This window comes from Carboxylicivirga agarovorans, from assembly GCF_050589845.1.
Taxonomy (GTDB): Bacteria; Bacteroidota; Bacteroidia; order Bacteroidales; family Marinilabiliaceae; genus Carboxylicivirga; species Carboxylicivirga agarovorans.
This window is the reverse complement of the sequence record NZ_JBNGPA010000017.1, coordinates 69,330-87,740: the sequence shown is the minus strand read 5'-3', so window position 1 is coordinate 87,740 and position 18,411 is coordinate 69,330. Positions and strand designations below refer to the sequence as shown.

The 18,411-nt window shown below is 40.0% G+C and carries 17 protein-coding genes; 10 read left to right on the top strand and 7 right to left on the bottom strand.

Annotated elements, in window-relative coordinates; all coding sequences use genetic code 11:
- Positions 1 to 84: 84 nt before the first annotated feature.
- Complete coding sequence (gene gnd / locus ACRD69_RS16145; RefSeq protein WP_430816148.1) at positions 85 to 1,539, top strand: decarboxylating NADP(+)-dependent phosphogluconate dehydrogenase; 1,455 nt, start codon at positions 85 to 87, stop codon at positions 1,537 to 1,539.
- Between the two features lie 180 nt (positions 1,540 to 1,719).
- A complete protein-coding gene (locus ACRD69_RS16140; RefSeq protein WP_430816147.1) occupies positions 1,720 to 2,307 on the top strand; it encodes an RNA polymerase sigma-70 factor in 588 nt (195 codons plus the stop codon).
- Here ACRD69_RS16140 and ACRD69_RS16135 read toward each other — a convergent pair.
- Positions 2,304 to 2,777 (bottom strand): hypothetical protein, encoded by a 474-nt coding sequence (locus ACRD69_RS16135; RefSeq protein ID WP_430816146.1) that lies wholly within the window; start codon positions 2,775 to 2,777, stop codon positions 2,304 to 2,306. The two genes, ACRD69_RS16140 and ACRD69_RS16135, sit on opposite strands and share 4 nt — an antisense overlap.
- A gap of 103 nt (positions 2,778 to 2,880) precedes the next feature.
- Complete coding sequence (gene arfB / locus ACRD69_RS16130; protein WP_430816145.1) at positions 2,881 to 3,294, bottom strand: alternative ribosome rescue aminoacyl-tRNA hydrolase ArfB; 414 nt, start codon at positions 3,292 to 3,294, stop codon at positions 2,881 to 2,883.
- 92 nt (positions 3,295 to 3,386) lie between these two features.
- Here arfB and ACRD69_RS16125 point away from each other — a divergent pair, with 92 nt between their 5' ends.
- Entirely contained in the window at positions 3,387 to 4,739 is a 1,353-nt protein-coding gene (locus ACRD69_RS16125; protein ID WP_430816144.1) for a DUF5723 family protein, read from the top strand.
- Here the strand turns inward: ACRD69_RS16125 and ACRD69_RS16120 are convergent.
- From ACRD69_RS16120 to ACRD69_RS16100, 5 genes are all read right to left on the bottom strand, one after another.
- Entirely contained in the window at positions 4,728 to 5,585 is an 858-nt protein-coding gene (locus ACRD69_RS16120; protein WP_430816143.1) for a 3'(2'),5'-bisphosphate nucleotidase CysQ family protein, read from the bottom strand. The two genes, ACRD69_RS16125 and ACRD69_RS16120, sit on opposite strands and share 12 nt — an antisense overlap.
- A gap of 4 nt (positions 5,586 to 5,589) precedes the next feature.
- The gene (locus ACRD69_RS16115; protein WP_430816142.1) at positions 5,590 to 6,573 is read right to left on the bottom strand and encodes an oxidoreductase family protein; all 984 of its coding nucleotides are present in this window, start codon (positions 6,571 to 6,573) and stop codon (positions 5,590 to 5,592) included.
- Between the two features lie 147 nt (positions 6,574 to 6,720).
- Entirely contained in the window at positions 6,721 to 9,399 is a 2,679-nt protein-coding gene (locus tag ACRD69_RS16110; protein WP_430816141.1) for an AMP-binding protein, read from the bottom strand.
- A gap of 12 nt (positions 9,400 to 9,411) precedes the next feature.
- Positions 9,412 to 10,650: an MFS transporter gene (locus ACRD69_RS16105; RefSeq protein ID WP_430816140.1), complete on the bottom strand. Its 1,239-nt coding sequence runs from the start codon at positions 10,648 to 10,650 to the stop codon at positions 9,412 to 9,414.
- Between the two features lie 220 nt (positions 10,651 to 10,870).
- On the bottom strand, positions 10,871 to 12,463 hold the full coding sequence (locus ACRD69_RS16100; RefSeq protein WP_430816139.1) for a DUF2339 domain-containing protein: 1,593 nt from the start codon (positions 12,461 to 12,463) through the stop codon (positions 10,871 to 10,873).
- A gap of 427 nt (positions 12,464 to 12,890) precedes the next feature.
- On the opposite strand from ACRD69_RS16100, the gene ACRD69_RS16095 reads away from it, so the two are divergent.
- From ACRD69_RS16095 to ACRD69_RS16065, 7 genes are all read left to right on the top strand, one after another.
- On the top strand, positions 12,891 to 14,399 hold the full coding sequence (locus ACRD69_RS16095) for a hypothetical protein (RefSeq protein ID WP_430816138.1): 1,509 nt from the start codon (positions 12,891 to 12,893) through the stop codon (positions 14,397 to 14,399).
- Positions 14,400 to 14,539: 140 nt separating this feature from the next.
- Positions 14,540 to 14,881, top strand: coding sequence for a cupin domain-containing protein (locus ACRD69_RS16090; protein ID WP_430816137.1), 342 nt, complete (start codon positions 14,540 to 14,542; stop codon positions 14,879 to 14,881).
- Complete coding sequence (locus ACRD69_RS16085) at positions 14,878 to 15,138, top strand: hypothetical protein (protein WP_430816136.1); 261 nt, start codon at positions 14,878 to 14,880, stop codon at positions 15,136 to 15,138. Before ACRD69_RS16090 ends, ACRD69_RS16085 begins: the two co-directional genes overlap by 4 nt.
- Positions 15,135 to 15,773 (top strand): YiiX/YebB-like N1pC/P60 family cysteine hydrolase, encoded by a 639-nt coding sequence (locus ACRD69_RS16080; RefSeq protein WP_430816135.1) that lies wholly within the window; start codon positions 15,135 to 15,137, stop codon positions 15,771 to 15,773. The genes ACRD69_RS16085 and ACRD69_RS16080 overlap by 4 nt, the downstream gene beginning before the upstream one ends.
- Before the next feature lie 32 nt (positions 15,774 to 15,805).
- Positions 15,806 to 16,063, top strand: a complete 258-nt coding sequence (locus tag ACRD69_RS16075; protein WP_430816134.1) for a hypothetical protein — start codon at positions 15,806 to 15,808, stop codon at positions 16,061 to 16,063.
- A gap of 103 nt (positions 16,064 to 16,166) precedes the next feature.
- Positions 16,167 to 17,528: a hypothetical protein gene (locus tag ACRD69_RS16070; RefSeq protein ID WP_430816133.1), complete on the top strand. Its 1,362-nt coding sequence runs from the start codon at positions 16,167 to 16,169 to the stop codon at positions 17,526 to 17,528.
- A gap of 420 nt (positions 17,529 to 17,948) precedes the next feature.
- A complete protein-coding gene (locus tag ACRD69_RS16065) occupies positions 17,949 to 18,335 on the top strand; it encodes a DUF423 domain-containing protein (RefSeq protein WP_430816132.1) in 387 nt (128 codons plus the stop codon).
- The last annotated feature ends 76 nt before the right edge of the window (positions 18,336 to 18,411 follow it).

Genomic DNA, 18,411 nt, shown 5'->3' with positions numbered 1-18,411 from the left:
TCCATGTGGATGAATCTCTTTAAACATCTGTCAATATCAGATGTTATATAGTCTAATGATTCTGGATAAAATAAAGATTTAAAAATGCAAAAACTATCAGATATAGGCTTGATAGGCTTAGCCGTAATGGGCGAAAACCTGGTTTTAAATATGGAGAGCAAAGGATACCGTGTTTCGGTATATAATCGATCTACAGAAAAGGTAGACAACTTTATCAATGCTCGTGGAAAGGATAAAAATATACAAGGTACTTATTCACTTGAGGAGTTGGTGTCATCATTAGAGCGTCCGCGCAAGGTTATGATGATGATCAAGGCCGGGGGTGCTGTTGATGCGACAATAGATGCTCTGTTGCCTTTGCTTGAACCCGGTGATATTATAATTGATGGTGGAAATACGCATTATCCTGATACTGACAGACGTGTGAAACTGGTTGAGGCCAAGGGGATTTACTATATTGGAGCCGGTGTTTCAGGAGGTGAAGAAGGTGCTTTGCTTGGGCCGTCAATTATGCCTGGAGGATCTAAGGCGGCATGGCCTGCAGTTAAACCTGTTTTTCAGTCAATAGCAGCTAAGGTTGAAGATGGATCACCTTGTTGTGACTGGGTAGGAGAGAATGGAGCCGGCCACTTTGTGAAGATGGTGCACAATGGTATAGAGTACGGAGATATGCAACTGATCACGGAAGCTTATCATATAATGAAAGATCTTCTGGGGCTTTCTGCCGATGAAATGCATGATGTCTTTAAAGAGTGGAATGAACAGGAACTTGATTCATACCTGATTGAAATTACACGTGATATAATGGCTTTCAAAGACGAGGATGGGGAGCCGCTGGTTGAAAAAATACTGGACAAAGCAGGTCAGAAGGGTACCGGAAAGTGGACCGGTATCACAGCTCTTGATTTGGGAGTGCCGTTAACATTGATAGGTGAGGCGGTCTTTTCCCGTTGTTTGTCGTCTATTAAAGATGAAAGAGTTGAGGCCTCAACTGTTTTGTCGGGACCTTCACCAAAGTTTGAGGGCGATAAACAGGCTTTTATAAAAGCTATTAAAGATGCCTTATATGCTTCAAAGGTAGTTTCGTATGCCCAGGGATATGCATTGATGCGCGCTGCAGCTGAAGAAAATAACTGGAACCTTAACTATGGGGGGATAGCTTTAATGTGGCGGGGAGGATGTATTATCCGCTCCGGCTTCTTAGGAAAAATTAAGGAGGCCTATGATAATCAGCCAGGCCTGACCAACTTATTGCTTGATCCGTATTTTAAAGATGCAGTTGAGAAAGCACAGGAGGGATGGCGTAAGGTGGTTGCCACAGCTGTGATGAATGGCATTCCAACACCAGCCTTTGCCACGGCATTGAGTTATTTTGACGGATACAGGTCAGAGCGCTTACCTGCTAACTTATTGCAGGCACAACGCGACTATTTTGGTGCTCACACCTATGAACGGGTGGATAAACCACGTGGTGAGTTCTTCCATACCAACTGGACCGGCAGAGGTGGTGATACGGCAAGTACTACCTATAATGTGTAGCAGTATATTGAAAATCGATGAGTAGTCATTTGAACTAATATAGATAATAATCCATCACTGTTTTTGGTGATGGATTTTTTTTGTTTCCTTTATAAAGGCTAACGTATGAGCATTATCATTCTTGCGTAGCCTTATTTTTTCTTATAATTGCATTAGGTTAACATTGGGCGAATACTAGTTATGCAAATATCTGTCGACAAGGACATGCTAAAGCTGTTGCAAAAAGGTGATGAAGATGTGTATCGTAGCATCTTTAATCAGCTGCAACCGGCGTTGGTTATTTATGCCAAAGAATATGTGCCTGATACGGATATGGCATCAAACCTGGTGCAGGAAGCCTTTTTAAAAATGTGGGAAAAACGCCACAGTTTAAAGGTTGGAACAATTCTTAGTGCCTATTTGTATAAATCAGTCAGGAATTTGTGCCTGAATTATCTTCGCCATCTCAAGGTTCAGGATAAGTATTTAGGCAATGAACAACATGTGCAATTGAACTATGAGGCTTTAAAGGATAAAAGTGCTGAGCGCTTACTTGAAGGTGAAATTCTGGAACGTATTCAGCAGGCAGTTGAAAAGATGACACCTCAGTGCAGACGAGTCTTTGAGTTGAGCCGTTTTGAGGGAAAAAGCTATAAGGAAATTGCCCTGGAAATGGGAATTGCAGAGAAAACAGTAGAAAATCAAATGGGAAAAGCCCTTAAAGTGGCGCGCGCCGAACTGAAAGAGTTTTTACCCATCACTATTCTTTTGTATAATATGATGCCTTAGTTTTTATCTGGCCAGATAGGCATTTCTGATTCATCATCCCAAAACGGACCCCACTGAATTTCGGTAAGAATGTCATGGTCGAAAAACAGGTTAAGGCTAAAGTCTGGATTAGCTGCCAGTGTTTGATTTGGAATAATGTCTGTTGACAGATCCTCTAACTCAAATTCACCCAAATTAAATACTTCCATTTGTTCCATCACTTCCCCCTGGCTCAAGCCGATCAGGTCAATGCCTTCAAACAGAACTTCAGGTGATGCAGATGTGATAGAAGTTAATTTCCAGTTACAGTCCTCCTCAAATGACAGAGATAAGTGCATTTCATCGTAGTGCCAGGCTTCCATGGCACCCGAATCCTTGTCTCCATCCATTGCCTCAACTTCGCTTGGTTCACCTATTAGCTGTGTGATTTCCTGTCGGTTTAATCCGAATGTTATTTTTTCGAGCCCCTGACCTAGAGTGATGTCTTTCATTGTGTTGTATTAATTGATTTGTATACGGGTGCAAAAATAATGAATTGTTGAAGATCCACCTAATAAGCTGAGGCTGACATTGAATTTCGATTGAAATCAATGCTTAAAAATCCTTCATTCGCCTGTTGGCTTTTTTCTGTGACTGTTGTTTTTTGTTTGATAAACGCTTTTCAATGGAAGCCCTGGTTCTTTTGGTTTTAAACCTTTTCCTGACTGGAGTTAGTGCTTTTTCAATCAGCTTGAAAAAAGTTTCAATTGCCATGGTTTTGTTTTGTAACTGAGAGCGGCTAACCTGACAGCTAATAATCAGTTCATTGTCATTGCTAAGTCGATTTTTGAGTTTAGTGATCAATAATTGCTTTTCTTCAGTCGATAAAAGCAGTGAGTTGTGGATGTCAAAGCGCAGAATGACTTTTGAGTTGACTTTATTTACATTTTGACCACCAGGACCACTGCTGCGTGCTGTTGTGATTTTAGCTTCAGAGATGAGTCCGCGATATCTGATAGGGTTTAACATTTATATGATTGTAGTTCAGTAAGCGGATAAAGTTATCTAAAAAGGTTTATTCCATAATAATTTTCATTTATTTTAGTGATAATTTAAATGCCATGAAGCGTCTATTTCTGTTATTACATATCGCTTGTCTGTTTTTTGTTGGGCGAGCCCAGGAATTTACGGGGATCCATACGAGTCCGTATACGCCATTTATTGGTATTGTAAATCAGCCGGCTGAATTAACCCGCCATGACGCTACATGGAATATCAATGTACTATCAGGAGACATTGGGCTGATAAGGGATTTTAACCTTGTGTCAGCTGATTTCTGGGATGTGATAGCCAGGGTTGGGATGGGTGACCTGAAATATTTTTTAGCATCAGAAGAATCATTGCTCTATGTGAAAGGGAGGCTTATTGTGCCTTCACTGACATTCAAGCTAAATGATAAACATTCATTTGGAATAAGTACTAATGTGAGGGCTGATGGTGTTTATAATTCGTCGAATGATGATTTGTTGAAGATCTTTCAGGGAATTGAAAATCCAGAGTATTTTGAAGATATCAATAATGAGTATTTCCGGTCGCTGTTAAGTAGTTGGGTTGAATATGATTTTGTATGGTCAACGACGATTTTCAAAGATAATAACCGCTGGTTAACGGGAGGGGTGGTTGTTAAAATTCTTAATGGCTCGGGTGCAGGATATCTTGAAATGGATGATATAGATATAAACTTTGACAAAGAGTCTATTGCGCATTTAGATATGGAGATGTCTTATGGCTTCAATGAGAGTCTGAGTAAAACCATTGATGGCGGTGATATTGTTGAGCAATCCGGCGATTTTGGAATAGGTTTGGATTTAGGTTTGAGTTATTCGTACTTGCCAGAACATTTAATGGGGGTGAAAGGTATACCATACAGGTATAAGTTGGGATTTGTTGTGTCTGATATTGGAAAGATAAAACATAAGAGTACAAAGAACCAGGCTTCGTATTTTGTTAAAATGGATGATGTCCCTTATTCACGATTCAGAGGGGTCGAGACACTTGAAGCATTAAAGGATTCTATTGAAAAATCAATAGATTACGAGGAGATAAAAGGAGGTGGTTTTGAAACTAACTTGCCCATCACTATTGCTGCTAATGTTGACTACTGCATCAGACCTCATTTGTTTGTCAATACAACTGTTTTGTTACGGCCAAATTATTACACCAAACTTGTGAAACTGATTCAGAAGAATGTCTGGAGAACTAATGTAACAATGCGGTATGAGAAGCGGAAATGGGGAGTCTATTTGCCGCTGACTTATTCTAATGTTTTAGGTTGGAACATGGGGCTTTCGGCGCGTTATGGCAACTTTTTTATGGGGTCATCAACAATTCTGGATAATATTCTTAGTGGTAGTAATGACCGGCAGGTATTGTTCTTTGGTATGTCAATACCAATTTACTCCTCAAATCAATAACGTTTTAATGCTTGCAACAATTTCGTGATCAGTTGTATAGAGTATCCCTTTATGATTCATAAACGTTGACTCTTTACGATTTAAGTCCAATGCGTCGCCGTTAAAACTCCTGGCATAGGCACCAATTTCACTAAAGATGCAAGATGATGCTGCATAATCCCACAGGCTACCACCTCCACTTTCTGCTTTGGCTTGCTTAAAATATATAGCCGGATGGTTTTCTATCACCCACATGGCATTCATGGCTGCTCCTCCATGGCTGATTATTTTTATATCACTAAGGGATAAGTCTTGTAGCTTGTCAGTTGTGGCTTGATAATTCTTATTCCTCAAAAAGCTTCTGTCACAGACTAAGGTGAGGTTTGTACCTGGCACAGGCAGAAGCCATTGTTTATTGTTTTTAAAAGCACCCTGCCCCTTTATCGCGTGGTATAGTGTTCCGTCAACCGGGTTGTAAATAACGCCAATATGCGCCACCCCATTTTTGTCAACCAGGGCAATGGAGACTGAATAGCCATCTGTTTGCTCAATAAACGGCAATGTACCATCTAAAGGGTCGATGCACCAGAAATAGTCCTTTTTAAAGCGGCTATGGTCATCTGTCGTTTCTTCGCTTAATAAGGCTAGTTCATATTGCTCAATAGTTGGTTTTAATGTTTCAATAATTACCTGCTCACTGGCTAAATCAACTTCAGTAAACACCTGAGAAGCTAAACTATCACCTCCTGTTTTCATGTTAACAGAAAAATGCTCTTTACTTTTTTGTGCAATTAAAAGTCCGGCTCTTCTTGCTGCTTTAATGGCAAAGTCTGCAAGTTCATGTAGTTGTTCAGGTGATAGTTTCATGATTCTATTGGTTTTCCTTCAGCTTGGCAATAACCTCACGTGCCATTCGTTCACTGTAGCTGTTAATCTTCCAGTGATCGGGACTCCATCCCTTTAAAAAGCGATGGAAATCTGTCCAGGCAACAGGGTAAAGCTCACGCCATTCTTTTTCAAGTTTATTGAAATCAACAGCTGCTTGTTTTGTGGTAATTGCTGTCTTTAATTCAGTGAAATAAAAGCCTAATATTTGTTCTTCCATAGCTTCGCAATCATCTTCATACAGACAACTGCCAACAAAGTAGGCGAGATCTTTCATGCCACAGCCACCACCAACGTATTGAAAGTCTACTGCTGCAACCTTTTGACCATCTTCACTGAAGCAAAAGTTAGCCAGCTTGGCATCACCATGAACTAGTGTCTGGTAATTGCCATTTCGCAGCATATTATCGATGGCGGGAGCTGCTTTTTTTAGCTCCAGATCATCCATTATCTTTAGTTCATCGGGACGGGTGTCGAGGTGCCAGTATGTGCCGACGTCCCATAGCCTATCGGGTGTTTGATTGATGAATGTAGCGTGAAAATGAGCTAACCAGCTAATGCATGCCTGCATGTGCTTCCAGTTAACACTTGATAAACGTCCGGAGAAACCTGATGCATCCAGATCTTCCATGACCATTAGTACTTCGTCGTTTAAGTGTTGCAGAGCCAATACATGAGGTGTGCGGCAGTTGTTATCGCATTGACTGTTCCAGAATTCATACCAGGCTGTTTCAACTTTGTATGATTTAACCTTTCTTTCGTGTGAAAAGCTGGTATTCCACCCTCTGGGATGATGGCTGTTGTCAGGTAGTTTAACATGCTTGACAACCACACTTTTAAATTCACTGTCTTTTAAGCCAATTCGAATAATTTTCCCATAGCCGCTCCACAGGTTTTGTATGGTTTCTATCTCAAACAGCTCGCTGGCCCGGGTGGCCTTTAGTATTATGTCTTTAAAATGTTGGTTCATCTTATGGCGCTAAAAATTGTGCGCAAAGATAACTTAATTAGTCTCTGAAAGAAAACTCCGCTTTCTTCGTAATGACTGTTTTCTTATGGTTGTCCCGTTATAGGTTTTGTTGTGTTTTCATTGAATAATCTATAACGGGACTCATGCTTAATCTTCGAGCATTGCTTTAAGTACTTTGTAATCTGTTTTACCGGTTCCGAGTACTGGAATTTCATCAACCCTAATGGTTTCACGTATTTTTGAGATTGGAGCAACCCCGTTTTTGAGTAAATGATCATTGGCCTCGTTAAGGTCAATGTCGGTGGTTGAAAAAAGTGCAATGCGTTGTGGGGTGGTCTTATCAGTTCCTTCAACGGCCAGTACCTGCTCCTCATCACTGCCGTACTTTTCAAGCAGGATCTTTTCAATAAATGGCAGGCTTATCATTTCACCGGCTATTTTTATAAAACGTTTCAGGCGTCCGGTGATAAATAAATAACCTTCATTATCGATATACCCCAGGTCTCCTGTCTTGTAGTATTGCTTACCATCAATAGTTTCAAAAGGATTCAACTCTGGTTGATTGATGTAGCCGTTAAAAATGTTAGGTCCGTTTACATATATCATGCCTGGCTTTCCTGATTCACAAGGCTGGTGAGACTCCAGATCAAGGATGATCCCTTCAATGCCCGGTAAAAACTGTCCCACACTGTTTAGCTTTTGCTTTTTTTGTGGGTTTAGTGTTAAAACAGGTGAGCACTCAGTAATGCCATAACCTTCCAGGATAAGGCCTCCGTCTGTTACCGTTTCAAATTGCTCTTTTAATGAAGGAGGCATGGCTTCAGCACCGGATATGGCAAACCTGACAGATTTGAATGCATAGGAAGCCGAAGAGCTCTCGGCCAGTAATAATTTTAAAAAGCCAGGAGTGCCAAGTAAAACATTGGCCTTTATGTGCTTTAAGATGCGCAATACTTCACGGGAGTCTGTCGGATTTGGCGTATAGCCAACCTTAACTGCTGTTAACAAAGGCATGATGTTCAATACTGTAAATCCAAAGCTGTGAAATGGAGGTAAGAATGATAAGAATGTTTGATTGTTATCAATATTAACCAACTTAAAGGCACCTGATAGATTACTCACCAGGTTGGTGTGAGTCAGAGGTACAGCTTTGGGTAATGATTCACTACCTGAGGTAAATAATATAACAGCAGTTTCGGGCTTGCTTTTAGTCGAGATAAGAAGCTTTGGTAGTTTTGCCTTAATGGCACCTTTCAGTTTGGTAGCCAATGATAATTCAGGCACTTTCTTTTCCAATAGAACCAATTTCTCCTTGATTTCAGAGGGCAGCTGTTCATCGATCTTCTCAACGAAAGCACCTGCGGAAAGAATGGTTTTAACCCCAACTGTTTCGATGCAATGCAGCAGCACCTTTTTGCCAACGGTCCAGTTGAGCATAACCGGTACTTTGCCTGCCAGGTAACAGGCTGCAATTAACAGGGTGGTGCTCTGCAATGCCGGAAGCATTATTCCTACATTCTCTTCTTTAATTTCTTTCTTAAGTAATTCAGAAACCACACATGCCTTCAAAAAGAATTCTTTGCGCGAGGTAGAGCCTAGCATGGCATCGTAACAGAACGGGTCGTTACCATCTTTGCTGAATGATTCGATAAACTGGTGTAATACATTGTTTTTCCCATCAACCGTAAGGCGTTTGATGCTTGTAAGGTTATGATGTAATGTTGATGGCTTCAGGTCACTTTCACTTTTAAACTGGCCCATAGCCACCAGGCACAGATCCTGAACACTGCGTATCTCATTGATTTCAGGTGCTGAAAATGTCGGGAATTGATTCTCTACCTCAGATATTATCTCAACAATATTAAGAGAGTCAGCCCCTAAATCGAGTTGAAGGTAGTTTTCTTTTTGAATGGATTCTTTCTCAATTTCCAGAATGGAAGCAATGCATTCTTTGACTGTTGCTAATATTTCATCAGGAATGTGCTGAGAAGAGATGGTATTACTGCTTTTTAATGATTGATCAGAACCGGCTATGTCATCAGGTAGTTTACGCTTTAAGGCACCGGCAAGGAAATGGTATTTGATAAAAGTGGCTTGCTCTTCTCCATTTACATTGTAGACCTGTTCAAGGAACTGGTTGAATTCTGTTTTTCCTGATTGACTCTTGGCTTTGGCCTTTTCTGTAATGTTTTCAAATTCGATCAAAACACGACGCCTTGGCATAAAGAATAGCAGGTTGCTTACTATCAGGCCCAGCGATTGCAGAAGAGTGGGAAAAAATGAGGGTGATTTACCCTTCCATGCTCTGGACCAACGACTACCCCATAGACCTGAAAAGCGCACAGCAATTACCTCTGCCTCTTCCGGCATGTTTTTAACTGTTAATTGTGCGCTTTGCTTGTTTAAGATGCGCTCATAGCCTTGCGCGGCAATCTGGCCGCTGGGGTATAACACAATGTTTTTACCCATATCCAGGCCTTTGTCTACTGATTCAACGATTTGCTCAAGCACGTTGGTGTTCCTGCTTCCTTTTTCCAGGTCGCTAACCCTGACAGCTCCCCAGGCCTTAAAGACCGATTTTGCCACAGGTATATCATAATAGGTCGATAGCATAACCGGTACCGCTGAGTTGTACTTATATAAATGAGCAAACAGAACGATCGGATCTGTAATAGCCTGGTGATTGGGCAGAATAAGTTTGGCGCCTTTTTCTTTAAGCAGATTACCTCCTTTGACTGTTACCCGATAGCGGGAGCTTAAAATAAAGCGTAATAGGGCAAAAAAGCACCTGGCGAAAGCTATTATTATAGGATGATGTTGTTTCATAGTGTTAAATCATTAGGCTTTGATCCTGCCGGCTCCAGGAATGCGCAACCAGGCAACAATTGTTATAACAAGGGTGATGGCAGTTACGGCCCCAAATACCATCAATGAATTGGCCATGGTTTCTACCACGCCAAAAACACCGGCAGACAAAAGGATGAATGTAAATAGCATCAGGTTGTTGTAGGCGAGGATAAGTCCCAGCTTGCGTCCTTCAACACGATCTTGTATAAAGGCATTCAATGGTATTTTGAATACACCCGCAAAAAAGGCGGTAAGCACAATTAGTACTGTAAACAGAATGGTCTCAGGATTAAAAATAAAAATGGAGGCCACACATATCAGCATGCCTGTTCCGCCAATAGGGACTAAATACATTTTTACCTGTTTGTTTGATATGACACCTGTAACATAGCAACCTGCGCCAATGCCTATGGCTACAAGGGCCATTATTGAGCTGGTAGCAGTATCGGATAGTTCAAGCATATTGCGGCAATGCACCGTAATGTTCATTTGTAACAGGGATCCTATGGCCCAGAAAGTGGCCAGTCCTATGATGACACTGTTCAGGCCTGGTATCCGGCGACTCCATTTGTATGAGTTTATTAAAAAAGCGACAGGATTTAAGGTGGTCTGTTCCTCATCATCTGGCACAGTTTCCCGGGGAGCGATCTTTAAACTGAACAACCAGCCCATTACTGCAAACAGAATTAAGGCGCAACAAACAATGATCGTACGATAAGGAGCAAGCGAGTCAATCAGGCTGATGTCAGACGTAACACCTGCAATGTAGGTTCCAATTAATACCCCCATGAAAGTGAGCATTTCCATAGCTCCTGTTCCAAAAGGTATGCCTTCTTTGCCTCCGATGTCACGAATAATGCCATATTTGGCCGGGGAGAACAAACAACTTTGCAGGCCCATCAGGAAAATGGCAAACATAGTGATGCTGACGCTTTGAAGAATAAAGCCCAAAGAAGCTATGGCCATAATAGGTATTTCATAAAGTTTGGCCCGCTGAATGATTTTTGCTTTGGAATGATCACGCGCCAGTTTACCCGCTATCGGTGAAAATGCAATGTAGGGAATAACAAAAAGTGCGGAGGCCAGCATAATTACGATGGACTCTTTGTCCTTCATCATCCAGGTTGTGGAGATAAAGAAGACAAGATATTTCAGATAATTATCGTTTAATACCCCCAGAAAATTGGTGATAAACAATGGTAACCAGTTGGCTTTTTTTGTAGTATTCATAGTGATCAGATTATAAAGAGCTTGTCCCTTTATTTATTACTCATGGAGGGACAAGCTCATACAAATATAAGTGATGCGTCTGATTTCAGGTTAATATCAGGTTAATTAGTCGCTGTGTGAAAGCCTTGTTTAGTCTCTTCTCAATAGTTTTTATAATGAGTAACAAACTATTGAGGCTTCACGCAGAAGCTGGAAATTATTGACGAACACTCATGTTATATTATTGAGTCGAGCTAAGTTTCCTGTCCGTTGGTAATGCCGCTTTTTCAATGTTTTCTTTCTCAAGCCAGTGTTTATTAATCCGGGCAATCAGTAAAGTAACCAGACCTATTATTAATAAAAACACCATTTTACTGATAGTAGCTTCACCCGGAATATCCCAAAAGAAGACTTTAGCCGAAGTGAGAACAAGAACAATGGAACCCATTACCCTAAACGCGATTGCTTTAGTGTGTGCTCCCCATAGGAATATCAGCAGGGCATAAACAATATAAGAAATGGATATGGCCAGGTTTCGGCTGATAAAGTCAATGTTATAAGCTACCCACAGGTTTTTGATCTGAATGGTGAATAGTCCAGCCACTATAATGTTTGAAGCAATAGCCAGTAGGGTACTTAAACCACTGTTGTTGCTGTTTTCTTTTTGGGAAGCGTAAAATCCAAAGCCGGCCAAAGCCATCCATGTAAGTGCACCGGCGTTAAGGAATGGCAGGTATTTGATGCCAAACAGTTCAATCCACTTAACATCCCATGCTACGGTGAACCAGTAAATGAGAAGCATCAGCCAGGCGGCATAGCTCACATAAATTAATTCGTAAGCTTTGGCAAAGCGACCAATGGCATAGGTGCTGATCACTACCAGCAACCATAACATGGTAGTAATAACATATTCCATTCCGTTAATACTCATCGGTTGGATGTTGGAAGCTGAAATGGCAAATAATAACAATCCAAGACAAGTGTATATGATGGATGGGAATACCTTTTTGCCTGATAAGGAATAAATAAATACAGAGGCAGCAATAAACGTTGTTCCAACAATTAAAAGGGGAACTGTAAATGTTATATCAAAGCTACCAAGTATATAGATGGACCAGAAGATGAAAAGCATGGCATTAATAAGGCTCAAATACAGGTTCCAGCCTGTAAAACGATCGTTTTCGGCATAGGCAGCATAAATGATACCGCCCATGTATGTGATAAACAGAGCTGCAGCATAAAAGAATGGGCGTCCCCATGTTTCCGGCTCAAAATAAACAAAGTAGGTGGCGTATATTAGCACGGTGATCACAAAGGTCATGGCACGTAATTCGGTCCAGCGTTTGGAGATACTTACATAGAGGGAGCCTACATTTAATATCAGGACATAAGCAAATAATAATAAGTCGTGATGCGACTGTGCTTTCATAAAAAGAGGAGAGAGTAATCCGCCCATAATGCTTATGAATATCAAGGCGCGTAAATTGTAGCGATAACTTAAAAAAGTAGTTAATGCTGTAATGCTCAACACCGAAATAAAGGTGATGTTGTAGGGCCAATTGAGAATATCGCCAAAGGCGACATAGGAGAAGGTGGCATAAATAATGCTCATGCCCGTTCCGGCCAGTATCTGGCAGGTGTTGACGTTTTCTTTTTTGTAGTAGCTGTATCCGGCAAAAAGCAAGGTAATACCCAATGCAAAGCCCGATAGCACTCTTAGTTCTGTCGGAAACCAATCGTTTTCAAAAGCAATTTTGAGAAAATAAGTAAATGCTGAAAACAAAAACAAGATACCTAGTGTGGTTATCCAGTGTTTCTTAATTAATTCAATCATGATCATCTGATTTGGGTTAAACTTTCATTAATTGACGATGTAAACTTACAACCCGTATCAAGTCAAAGGCAAACCAAAATTGATCAAAAAAGGACTTTTAAAAGTGTGCAAAGTAATTAGTTTGTTATTGTGGGGGATTTGTGTGGTCTGTGATTTTAAATGCTTGATGAGTAGTCTTTAAGCTTTGTTTGCGATAGTGGAGTGCTTGGAGAGTATATCAGAGTGTTTACTTGTTTGTTAAAAGTATCAGTTTTAAAAAGGACTTTTAAAAAGAAAGAAAATACCTATATTGTTGTATAAATCATTGAGCATTATTTGTGGAGAATGGATAATGTGCCGTTGATGCTAAGCTTTTAGTTTTGTAAAGATGGTGTGATCATTGCCTTGAAGTATGGTCGTTATGGAGTTTTGATTGATATTGAAAGATATGGATGCATTAGTTGAAATTATTAAAACTTTCTCTGCTGGTGAAGCTTCTGAGTTCACTACTTTTATTAACCGGCTTAAGCGTAAGCAGAATCGTAAGGACCTGGAGCTGTTTTGGCTGTTGTACAGAGAGGATACATTGGATAAGCAGAGTTTGTTAAAGCGCTTGTACTCCGACGGTAATAAAGTGGCTTACCATGCTTTGCGAAAAAAGCTGTTGAGGCATGTTACTGATTATATCTTTTCAAAGCAGCTGCGCGAAGACTATACAAGTGAAACGCAGGTCTCGGCTTATGTTGGTTTAGCCCGCTATTTGAGTGAGCACAATATTGATACCCTGGCATGGAAATATTTGCGTAAAGCAGAGCAGATGGCGGTTAAAACAGAGCAGTATGCCATGGCCAATCAAATTGCCCGTCAGCAGCTAGATATGCCACTGCATCAGCTAAAGCAGGATATTGAGCCCGTATTGCAGCGTAAGAAAAACTATCTGCAGTTGGCTATTGAGGACGATAGGGCAGATACAGCCTATAAAATAATACATTATCACCTGCAACAGTCTAAAAGGGATGTTGAGGCAACCGATGTACAATCCGTTATTGAGCAGATCTTAAGTGAATATGAATTAACCGGGGCGGTATCGCGTCGTCCGTCAATGGTATACCGCTTAATGTCTATTGCCCGCAGTGCAGTCAAATCCTCCAAGAGTTATTATGGTTTTGAGCCTCTCTTGTTACAGTATTATAAAGGAGTTGAGCTGGGTGATGAGCCATCGGATAATGATCAGTTATATATGGCACGCCTGCAATATATGATTGCTCATACCCTGTTCAGGAATAAAAAATTTAAACAGGCACACGACTATATTTATCTGCTGCGTGAGCAGTTGCGTATTGTATCTAAAACAGAGTATACCCGGCTATTACCAAGGTTTACACAACTGTATTGTGCATTGCGTTTTTTCTCTGGCCATATTAATGAAGCTATTCGTATGGTTGATGCAGCTTTTATGCAAAAACTGCGTTTAAAGCCGGAGGAGGTTTTAAACTTAAAACTCAACAAGGCTATTTATCATTTTTATAACGAGGATCATAAGGTTGCACTGCAGGAGTTACTGCCTGTTGAGCACAGTAATGCATGGTGTGCTAAGGTGGCAGGAATAGAATGGGTCGTTAAAAAGGAGCTGCTTGAACTGTTTATTCAATATGAATTGGGTAATTATGATATTGCTTCAAATAAAATAAGGGCAATGCAGCGCCATAAGTACAGCTCAGGTAAACTGCCTCAGATGGAACGTGTTTTGGTGTTTTTGAATTTAATAAACCAGATAGTTGACGATCCTGCGGTGGCTCAAACCAGGCAATTCTACGATCTGGTTGAGGGGAGTTTTGACTGGATACCTATCGAACAGGAAGATTTACATGCTTCGGTCTATTATGCCTGGATGAAGTCCAAGATCGTAGATCAGAAACCATATAAAGTCTTGCTTGATCTGATATTGATAGAATAGCAGACCTTTGATAAAGAAGGTGAATGGGAGTGGATTTGTATTTTTGTTATTATCAGATACATAACCACTATACTATGGTATGGAGAACAGCTGTCCTGAATTATGCTAATTTTGTAGCATTACATTTAAATTAAAGGGTAATGATCAATGATGTGCCGATAATCAGTAAGCATCCAATGGCCGATATACCAATCGAAGGACTTGATTCAAGATTAATTCAGTCAGGCGATCAGCAGTTTGTTTTTATGGAGTTTGATGAAGATACTGAGGTGGAGCCTCATGCGCACGAGGCTCAGTGGGGTGTCGTGCTTGATGGTGAAATGGAAATTTGTATTGGAGGTAAGGTGCACCATTTAAAGAAAGGTGATACCTATTTTATTAAGAAAGATGAGGTGCATTCGGCTAAAATAAAGGCTGGTTATAAGGACCTGACCTTATTTGATCAGAAAGACAGGTATAAAGAAAAGAATTTGATAAAATGATTACAGTGCACTTAACTGCGAAAAGCAGAGTTGAACAGGTTGATATTCCATCTGGAACAAAACGACTACTACTGGAGGTGTCGCGGGCTAAATGTAAAGATGTGCTCCTGGAGGTGGTTGATGACTCAGGTCAGGCGAAAGGAAAACCACTGGAAAAGTGGTTGCCGCACATCAAACAAAAAGGGGTAAGTGCTTTGCGTTTTATGATGAATGATTTTAGTACTCAACCTATCAAAATACAAATAACATGCAAATGAACAGAATTGTAAGATCTGTTGTTATTGTCCTTTTAATCTTAGGTATGGGATGTACAGATAGTGACAATCATCGTCGGTTTCAAACAGGTGATATACTTTTCAGAGGGCGGTTAAACGGTTCTTTATCGCGGGCAATTGATGCTGTTACACAAACGGGTATGGAGCATCACTATACTCACATGGGTATAGTGGAACTCATTAATGATACTGTGTGGGTATATCATGCAGCTCCTGTAAAAGGTGTGTGTAAAGAACTGCTCGCTGATTTTTGTCTGGCCAATGAAGATTCGGTAGTAGTAGGTCATTTCAGGATTAAAAATGGCAGTAAATTGATGTTTGATACTGCTCTGGACAGAGCCAGGCAAGAGTTGGGGCAGCCCTACAATTACTCCTATATATTAGACGACGAAGGTTTTTATTGTTCTGAGTATATTTACCATTTGTTTGAGCAGGATTCCGTATTTAAACTTAATCCAATGACATTTGTCGATCCTTCAAGTGGCGAATTTCACAGTGGATGGATCCGTCACTATAAAGACCTCGGTATTGAAATTCCTGAGGGTGAGCCCGGTTGTAATCCTAATGGGATGGCTGCCAGTGAGAATCTTGAGTTTCTGGGAAGAGTGATGGAATAATGAATTATGATTGTAACGAATAAATTACAGAAATGGGCATATTAAGAAATATTAAAAGCGACTACGAAATTTATGAAAATCAGGGTATGGAATGCCTGGTAGCCATTCAAAGAGATGAATGCAGGCAAATTAAAGTTTATCGTAAAAAATATAAAGGTAAAGAGCCACTGCCGAGCCAAACCATAAAAGGATACAAATTTGTGATGGATGAGGAATTTGAGTCGCTCAAAATAGATTTCAGTAAAGAATATCAGTTCGAGATTAAGGATTTAATCAAAGTAAAAGGTTAACGATTGATTTTTACGGGCAATTAATACCAGTTTTATGAAACAATATCAGACTGGTAGGGTATAAATATTGTAAAATATTATGAATATTAAAATTTCAATTATTATGAAATACATTTGTACCTTTATTATTATTGCTTTAAGCTTCCTGTATACTGGATTAAATGCTCAAAAACTGGCAGATAAGAGTATTTACTACAAGTTTATGCAACTGCCTTCTTATCCGCTTGGCGTTGAGAAATACGATTATGTTGTATATCAAAATGGAGAAACTCCTGAGCAAGAAAGTGCCGTTGAGCAAAATAAAGCTGCGCTAAGAAGTGGATATGAGACTGATATTAAGCTGTATTATGACAGGGTTTTTGAAATCGATAATCAGATATACGAAATAGGCACTTCCAAGGACTTATCGCTGATAAAAAAGCAAATTAAAATGGGCGAGGTTCATAATACCATGCCCGAAAAACCAGCTCGTCCGAGTTTGGGTTATGAAGAGGAAATGGAATTGTATGCTCTTGAAATGGACTTTCATAATGCAAGGGAAGATTCTTTGAATAAGCAGGAGATAAAAATGATATTCAAGGAGCAGCTGCGTGTATTAATTAATGAAACAATACCGCTTAAGCCATCAATGTCTAATATGAATGCTGGCGCCTATCGTTTACCAGATGCTTTGGTGGCTAAAATTTTTGTGTTGGATGGTTTAGAGCGTGTTTATGATGAGCAGAATAAGACGCGTTTTGAAATCGCTTTGGCTGAGTTTGAAGTAAAGGAAAAAAAAGAAAAGGGTATCACTGAGATAAGCGGTAATGCAAACGAAACAGTCGTGGAATACCGCCGAATTGCAGGTTATAAGGTATATGATCAAAATAATGTAATGATTGATGAGGGAATCATTCCGGCCACAGAAGATTGGAGAAAGGAAGAATTCGGTGAAACAGTCAAGAGAAGTGAAATTGACAAGAAGATCAAAGCCTTTGAGAAGAATAGTGCCGAAAGCAGTCTGTATTCAGCCAAATACTTCCTTGCCAACAAATTTGCCTATGCAACCGAACAAAGAAACTTTGAACTAGGCTATGCAAAAGGTAAAAATCATGATTACAGTCAGTTGACAAAGGCCTATGAAACATCGTTTGAAATATTTGAAACCGCTTTGACAAAAGAAAATCCAGACCTGAGCGTGCTAAAGGAGGCGATTGAAATATGGGAATCGGAGTTAAAGACTGCAGACTACACAAATAAAAAGGCACGTATTAGTGCTCAAATTGCTGTGGGCTTGTATTTTAATATTATAGAAAGTTCTATTTGGTTAAATGATTTTGATAAAGCATATACAATGCTTGATGAATTGGCAGGCATGGATGGGATTAAATCAAAAACAGAACGAAAAATTAAGTACAGTCGTCAATTTATCGAAGATCGTCAAAAACGATTTGAAGCCAATAATAACCTTGTGGCCGATAATTAATCTGGCATAGAAAAAATAAACGATGGTAAAAATAACCTTCACCATTAACAGTCAGGTGACGAGAATTGCAGTCTGATCGAAGTGATAGATTGTGGAGTTGTTACGTTGGGTGGGTGATGTGTTGGTTGTCATCGAAAAGGTAAAAGTACTACAGGTCAAAAGTGCAGCAAGGAATACCTTGTGAGCTTTTGACCTGGTGTTTTTTATAATATGCTCTCTTGCTTTTTGTTTTCTTTACCATGAAAGTGCAGGCGCTAAAAGGGGGGCTGTTGATATAGCCGGCCGCTTATTATCAGATTATAAACCTTTTTCATTAAAGCTTGTTTGGTAATAATGCTGAAGAAAGCTTACAAACGTTCTTTCAAAGACATGGTAAGTCTTTTGTAATCTAAAGTCTTGCAACTAATAGCTGGTGATAATATGAAACAATTGATTCTAATAGCAGGCTCTGTTTATGGTGGCCTCTCGGTAATTTTTGGCGCAATGGGTGCTCATGCACTAAAAAAGGTACTGACAGAAACCCAAATTCAGAGCTTTGAAGTGGGGGTGAGGTACCAAATGTATCATGCCATCGTGTTGTTGATACTTGGTTTTTTCTTGTCGTTCGAAAGCCGCCTTCAGGTATATATGGGCTGGAGTTTTATTGTTGGAACATTCCTCTTTTCATTTAGCATCTACCTGTTGTCACTGCAATCGGTATTAGGCGCTAGTCTTAAATTTTTAGGTCCTGTTACTCCTTTGGGAGGTTTACTGATGATTGTTGGCTGGTGTTTGTTGTTGGTACAGTTGGTGCGGCAGGGGTCATAAATGGGCTGTATTTAAATAAAGGGTTCTTGTATTTGTTAAACATATTCAATAAATTAATAACAAATCCAATAGTTAA

What these genes read in the sequence shown, in the direction of transcription:
- ACRD69_RS16115 (WP_430816142.1), bottom strand. Translation starts at nt 6,573, where the DNA reads ATGAACCAACATTTTAAAGACATAATACTAAAGGCCACCCGGGCCAGC.
- arfB (WP_430816145.1), bottom strand. Translation starts at nt 3,294, where the DNA reads ATGTTAAACCCTATCAGATATCGCGGACTCATCTCTGAAGCTAAAATC.
- ACRD69_RS16100 (WP_430816139.1), bottom strand. Translation starts at nt 12,463, where the DNA reads ATGATTGAATTAATTAAGAAACACTGGATAACCACACTAGGTATCTTG.
- ACRD69_RS16090 (WP_430816137.1), top strand. Translation starts at nt 14,540, where the DNA reads ATGATCAATGATGTGCCGATAATCAGTAAGCATCCAATGGCCGATATA.
- ACRD69_RS16125 (WP_430816144.1), top strand. Translation starts at nt 3,387, where the DNA reads ATGAAGCGTCTATTTCTGTTATTACATATCGCTTGTCTGTTTTTTGTT.
- ACRD69_RS16080 (WP_430816135.1), top strand. Translation starts at nt 15,135, where the DNA reads ATGAACAGAATTGTAAGATCTGTTGTTATTGTCCTTTTAATCTTAGGT.
- ACRD69_RS16140 (WP_430816147.1), top strand. Translation starts at nt 1,720, where the DNA reads ATGCAAATATCTGTCGACAAGGACATGCTAAAGCTGTTGCAAAAAGGT.
- ACRD69_RS16070 (WP_430816133.1), top strand. Translation starts at nt 16,167, where the DNA reads ATGAAATACATTTGTACCTTTATTATTATTGCTTTAAGCTTCCTGTAT.
- ACRD69_RS16110 (WP_430816141.1), bottom strand. Translation starts at nt 9,399, where the DNA reads ATGAAACAACATCATCCTATAATAATAGCTTTCGCCAGGTGCTTTTTT.
- ACRD69_RS16075 (WP_430816134.1), top strand. Translation starts at nt 15,806, where the DNA reads ATGGGCATATTAAGAAATATTAAAAGCGACTACGAAATTTATGAAAAT.
- ACRD69_RS16095 (WP_430816138.1), top strand. Translation starts at nt 12,891, where the DNA reads ATGGATGCATTAGTTGAAATTATTAAAACTTTCTCTGCTGGTGAAGCT.
- gnd (WP_430816148.1), top strand. Translation starts at nt 85, where the DNA reads ATGCAAAAACTATCAGATATAGGCTTGATAGGCTTAGCCGTAATGGGC.
- ACRD69_RS16085 (WP_430816136.1), top strand. Translation starts at nt 14,878, where the DNA reads ATGATTACAGTGCACTTAACTGCGAAAAGCAGAGTTGAACAGGTTGAT.
- ACRD69_RS16120 (WP_430816143.1), bottom strand. Translation starts at nt 5,585, where the DNA reads ATGAAACTATCACCTGAACAACTACATGAACTTGCAGACTTTGCCATT.
- ACRD69_RS16065 (WP_430816132.1), top strand. Translation starts at nt 17,949, where the DNA reads ATGAAACAATTGATTCTAATAGCAGGCTCTGTTTATGGTGGCCTCTCG.
- ACRD69_RS16135 (WP_430816146.1), bottom strand. Translation starts at nt 2,777, where the DNA reads ATGAAAGACATCACTCTAGGTCAGGGGCTCGAAAAAATAACATTCGGA.
- ACRD69_RS16105 (WP_430816140.1), bottom strand. Translation starts at nt 10,650, where the DNA reads ATGAATACTACAAAAAAAGCCAACTGGTTACCATTGTTTATCACCAAT.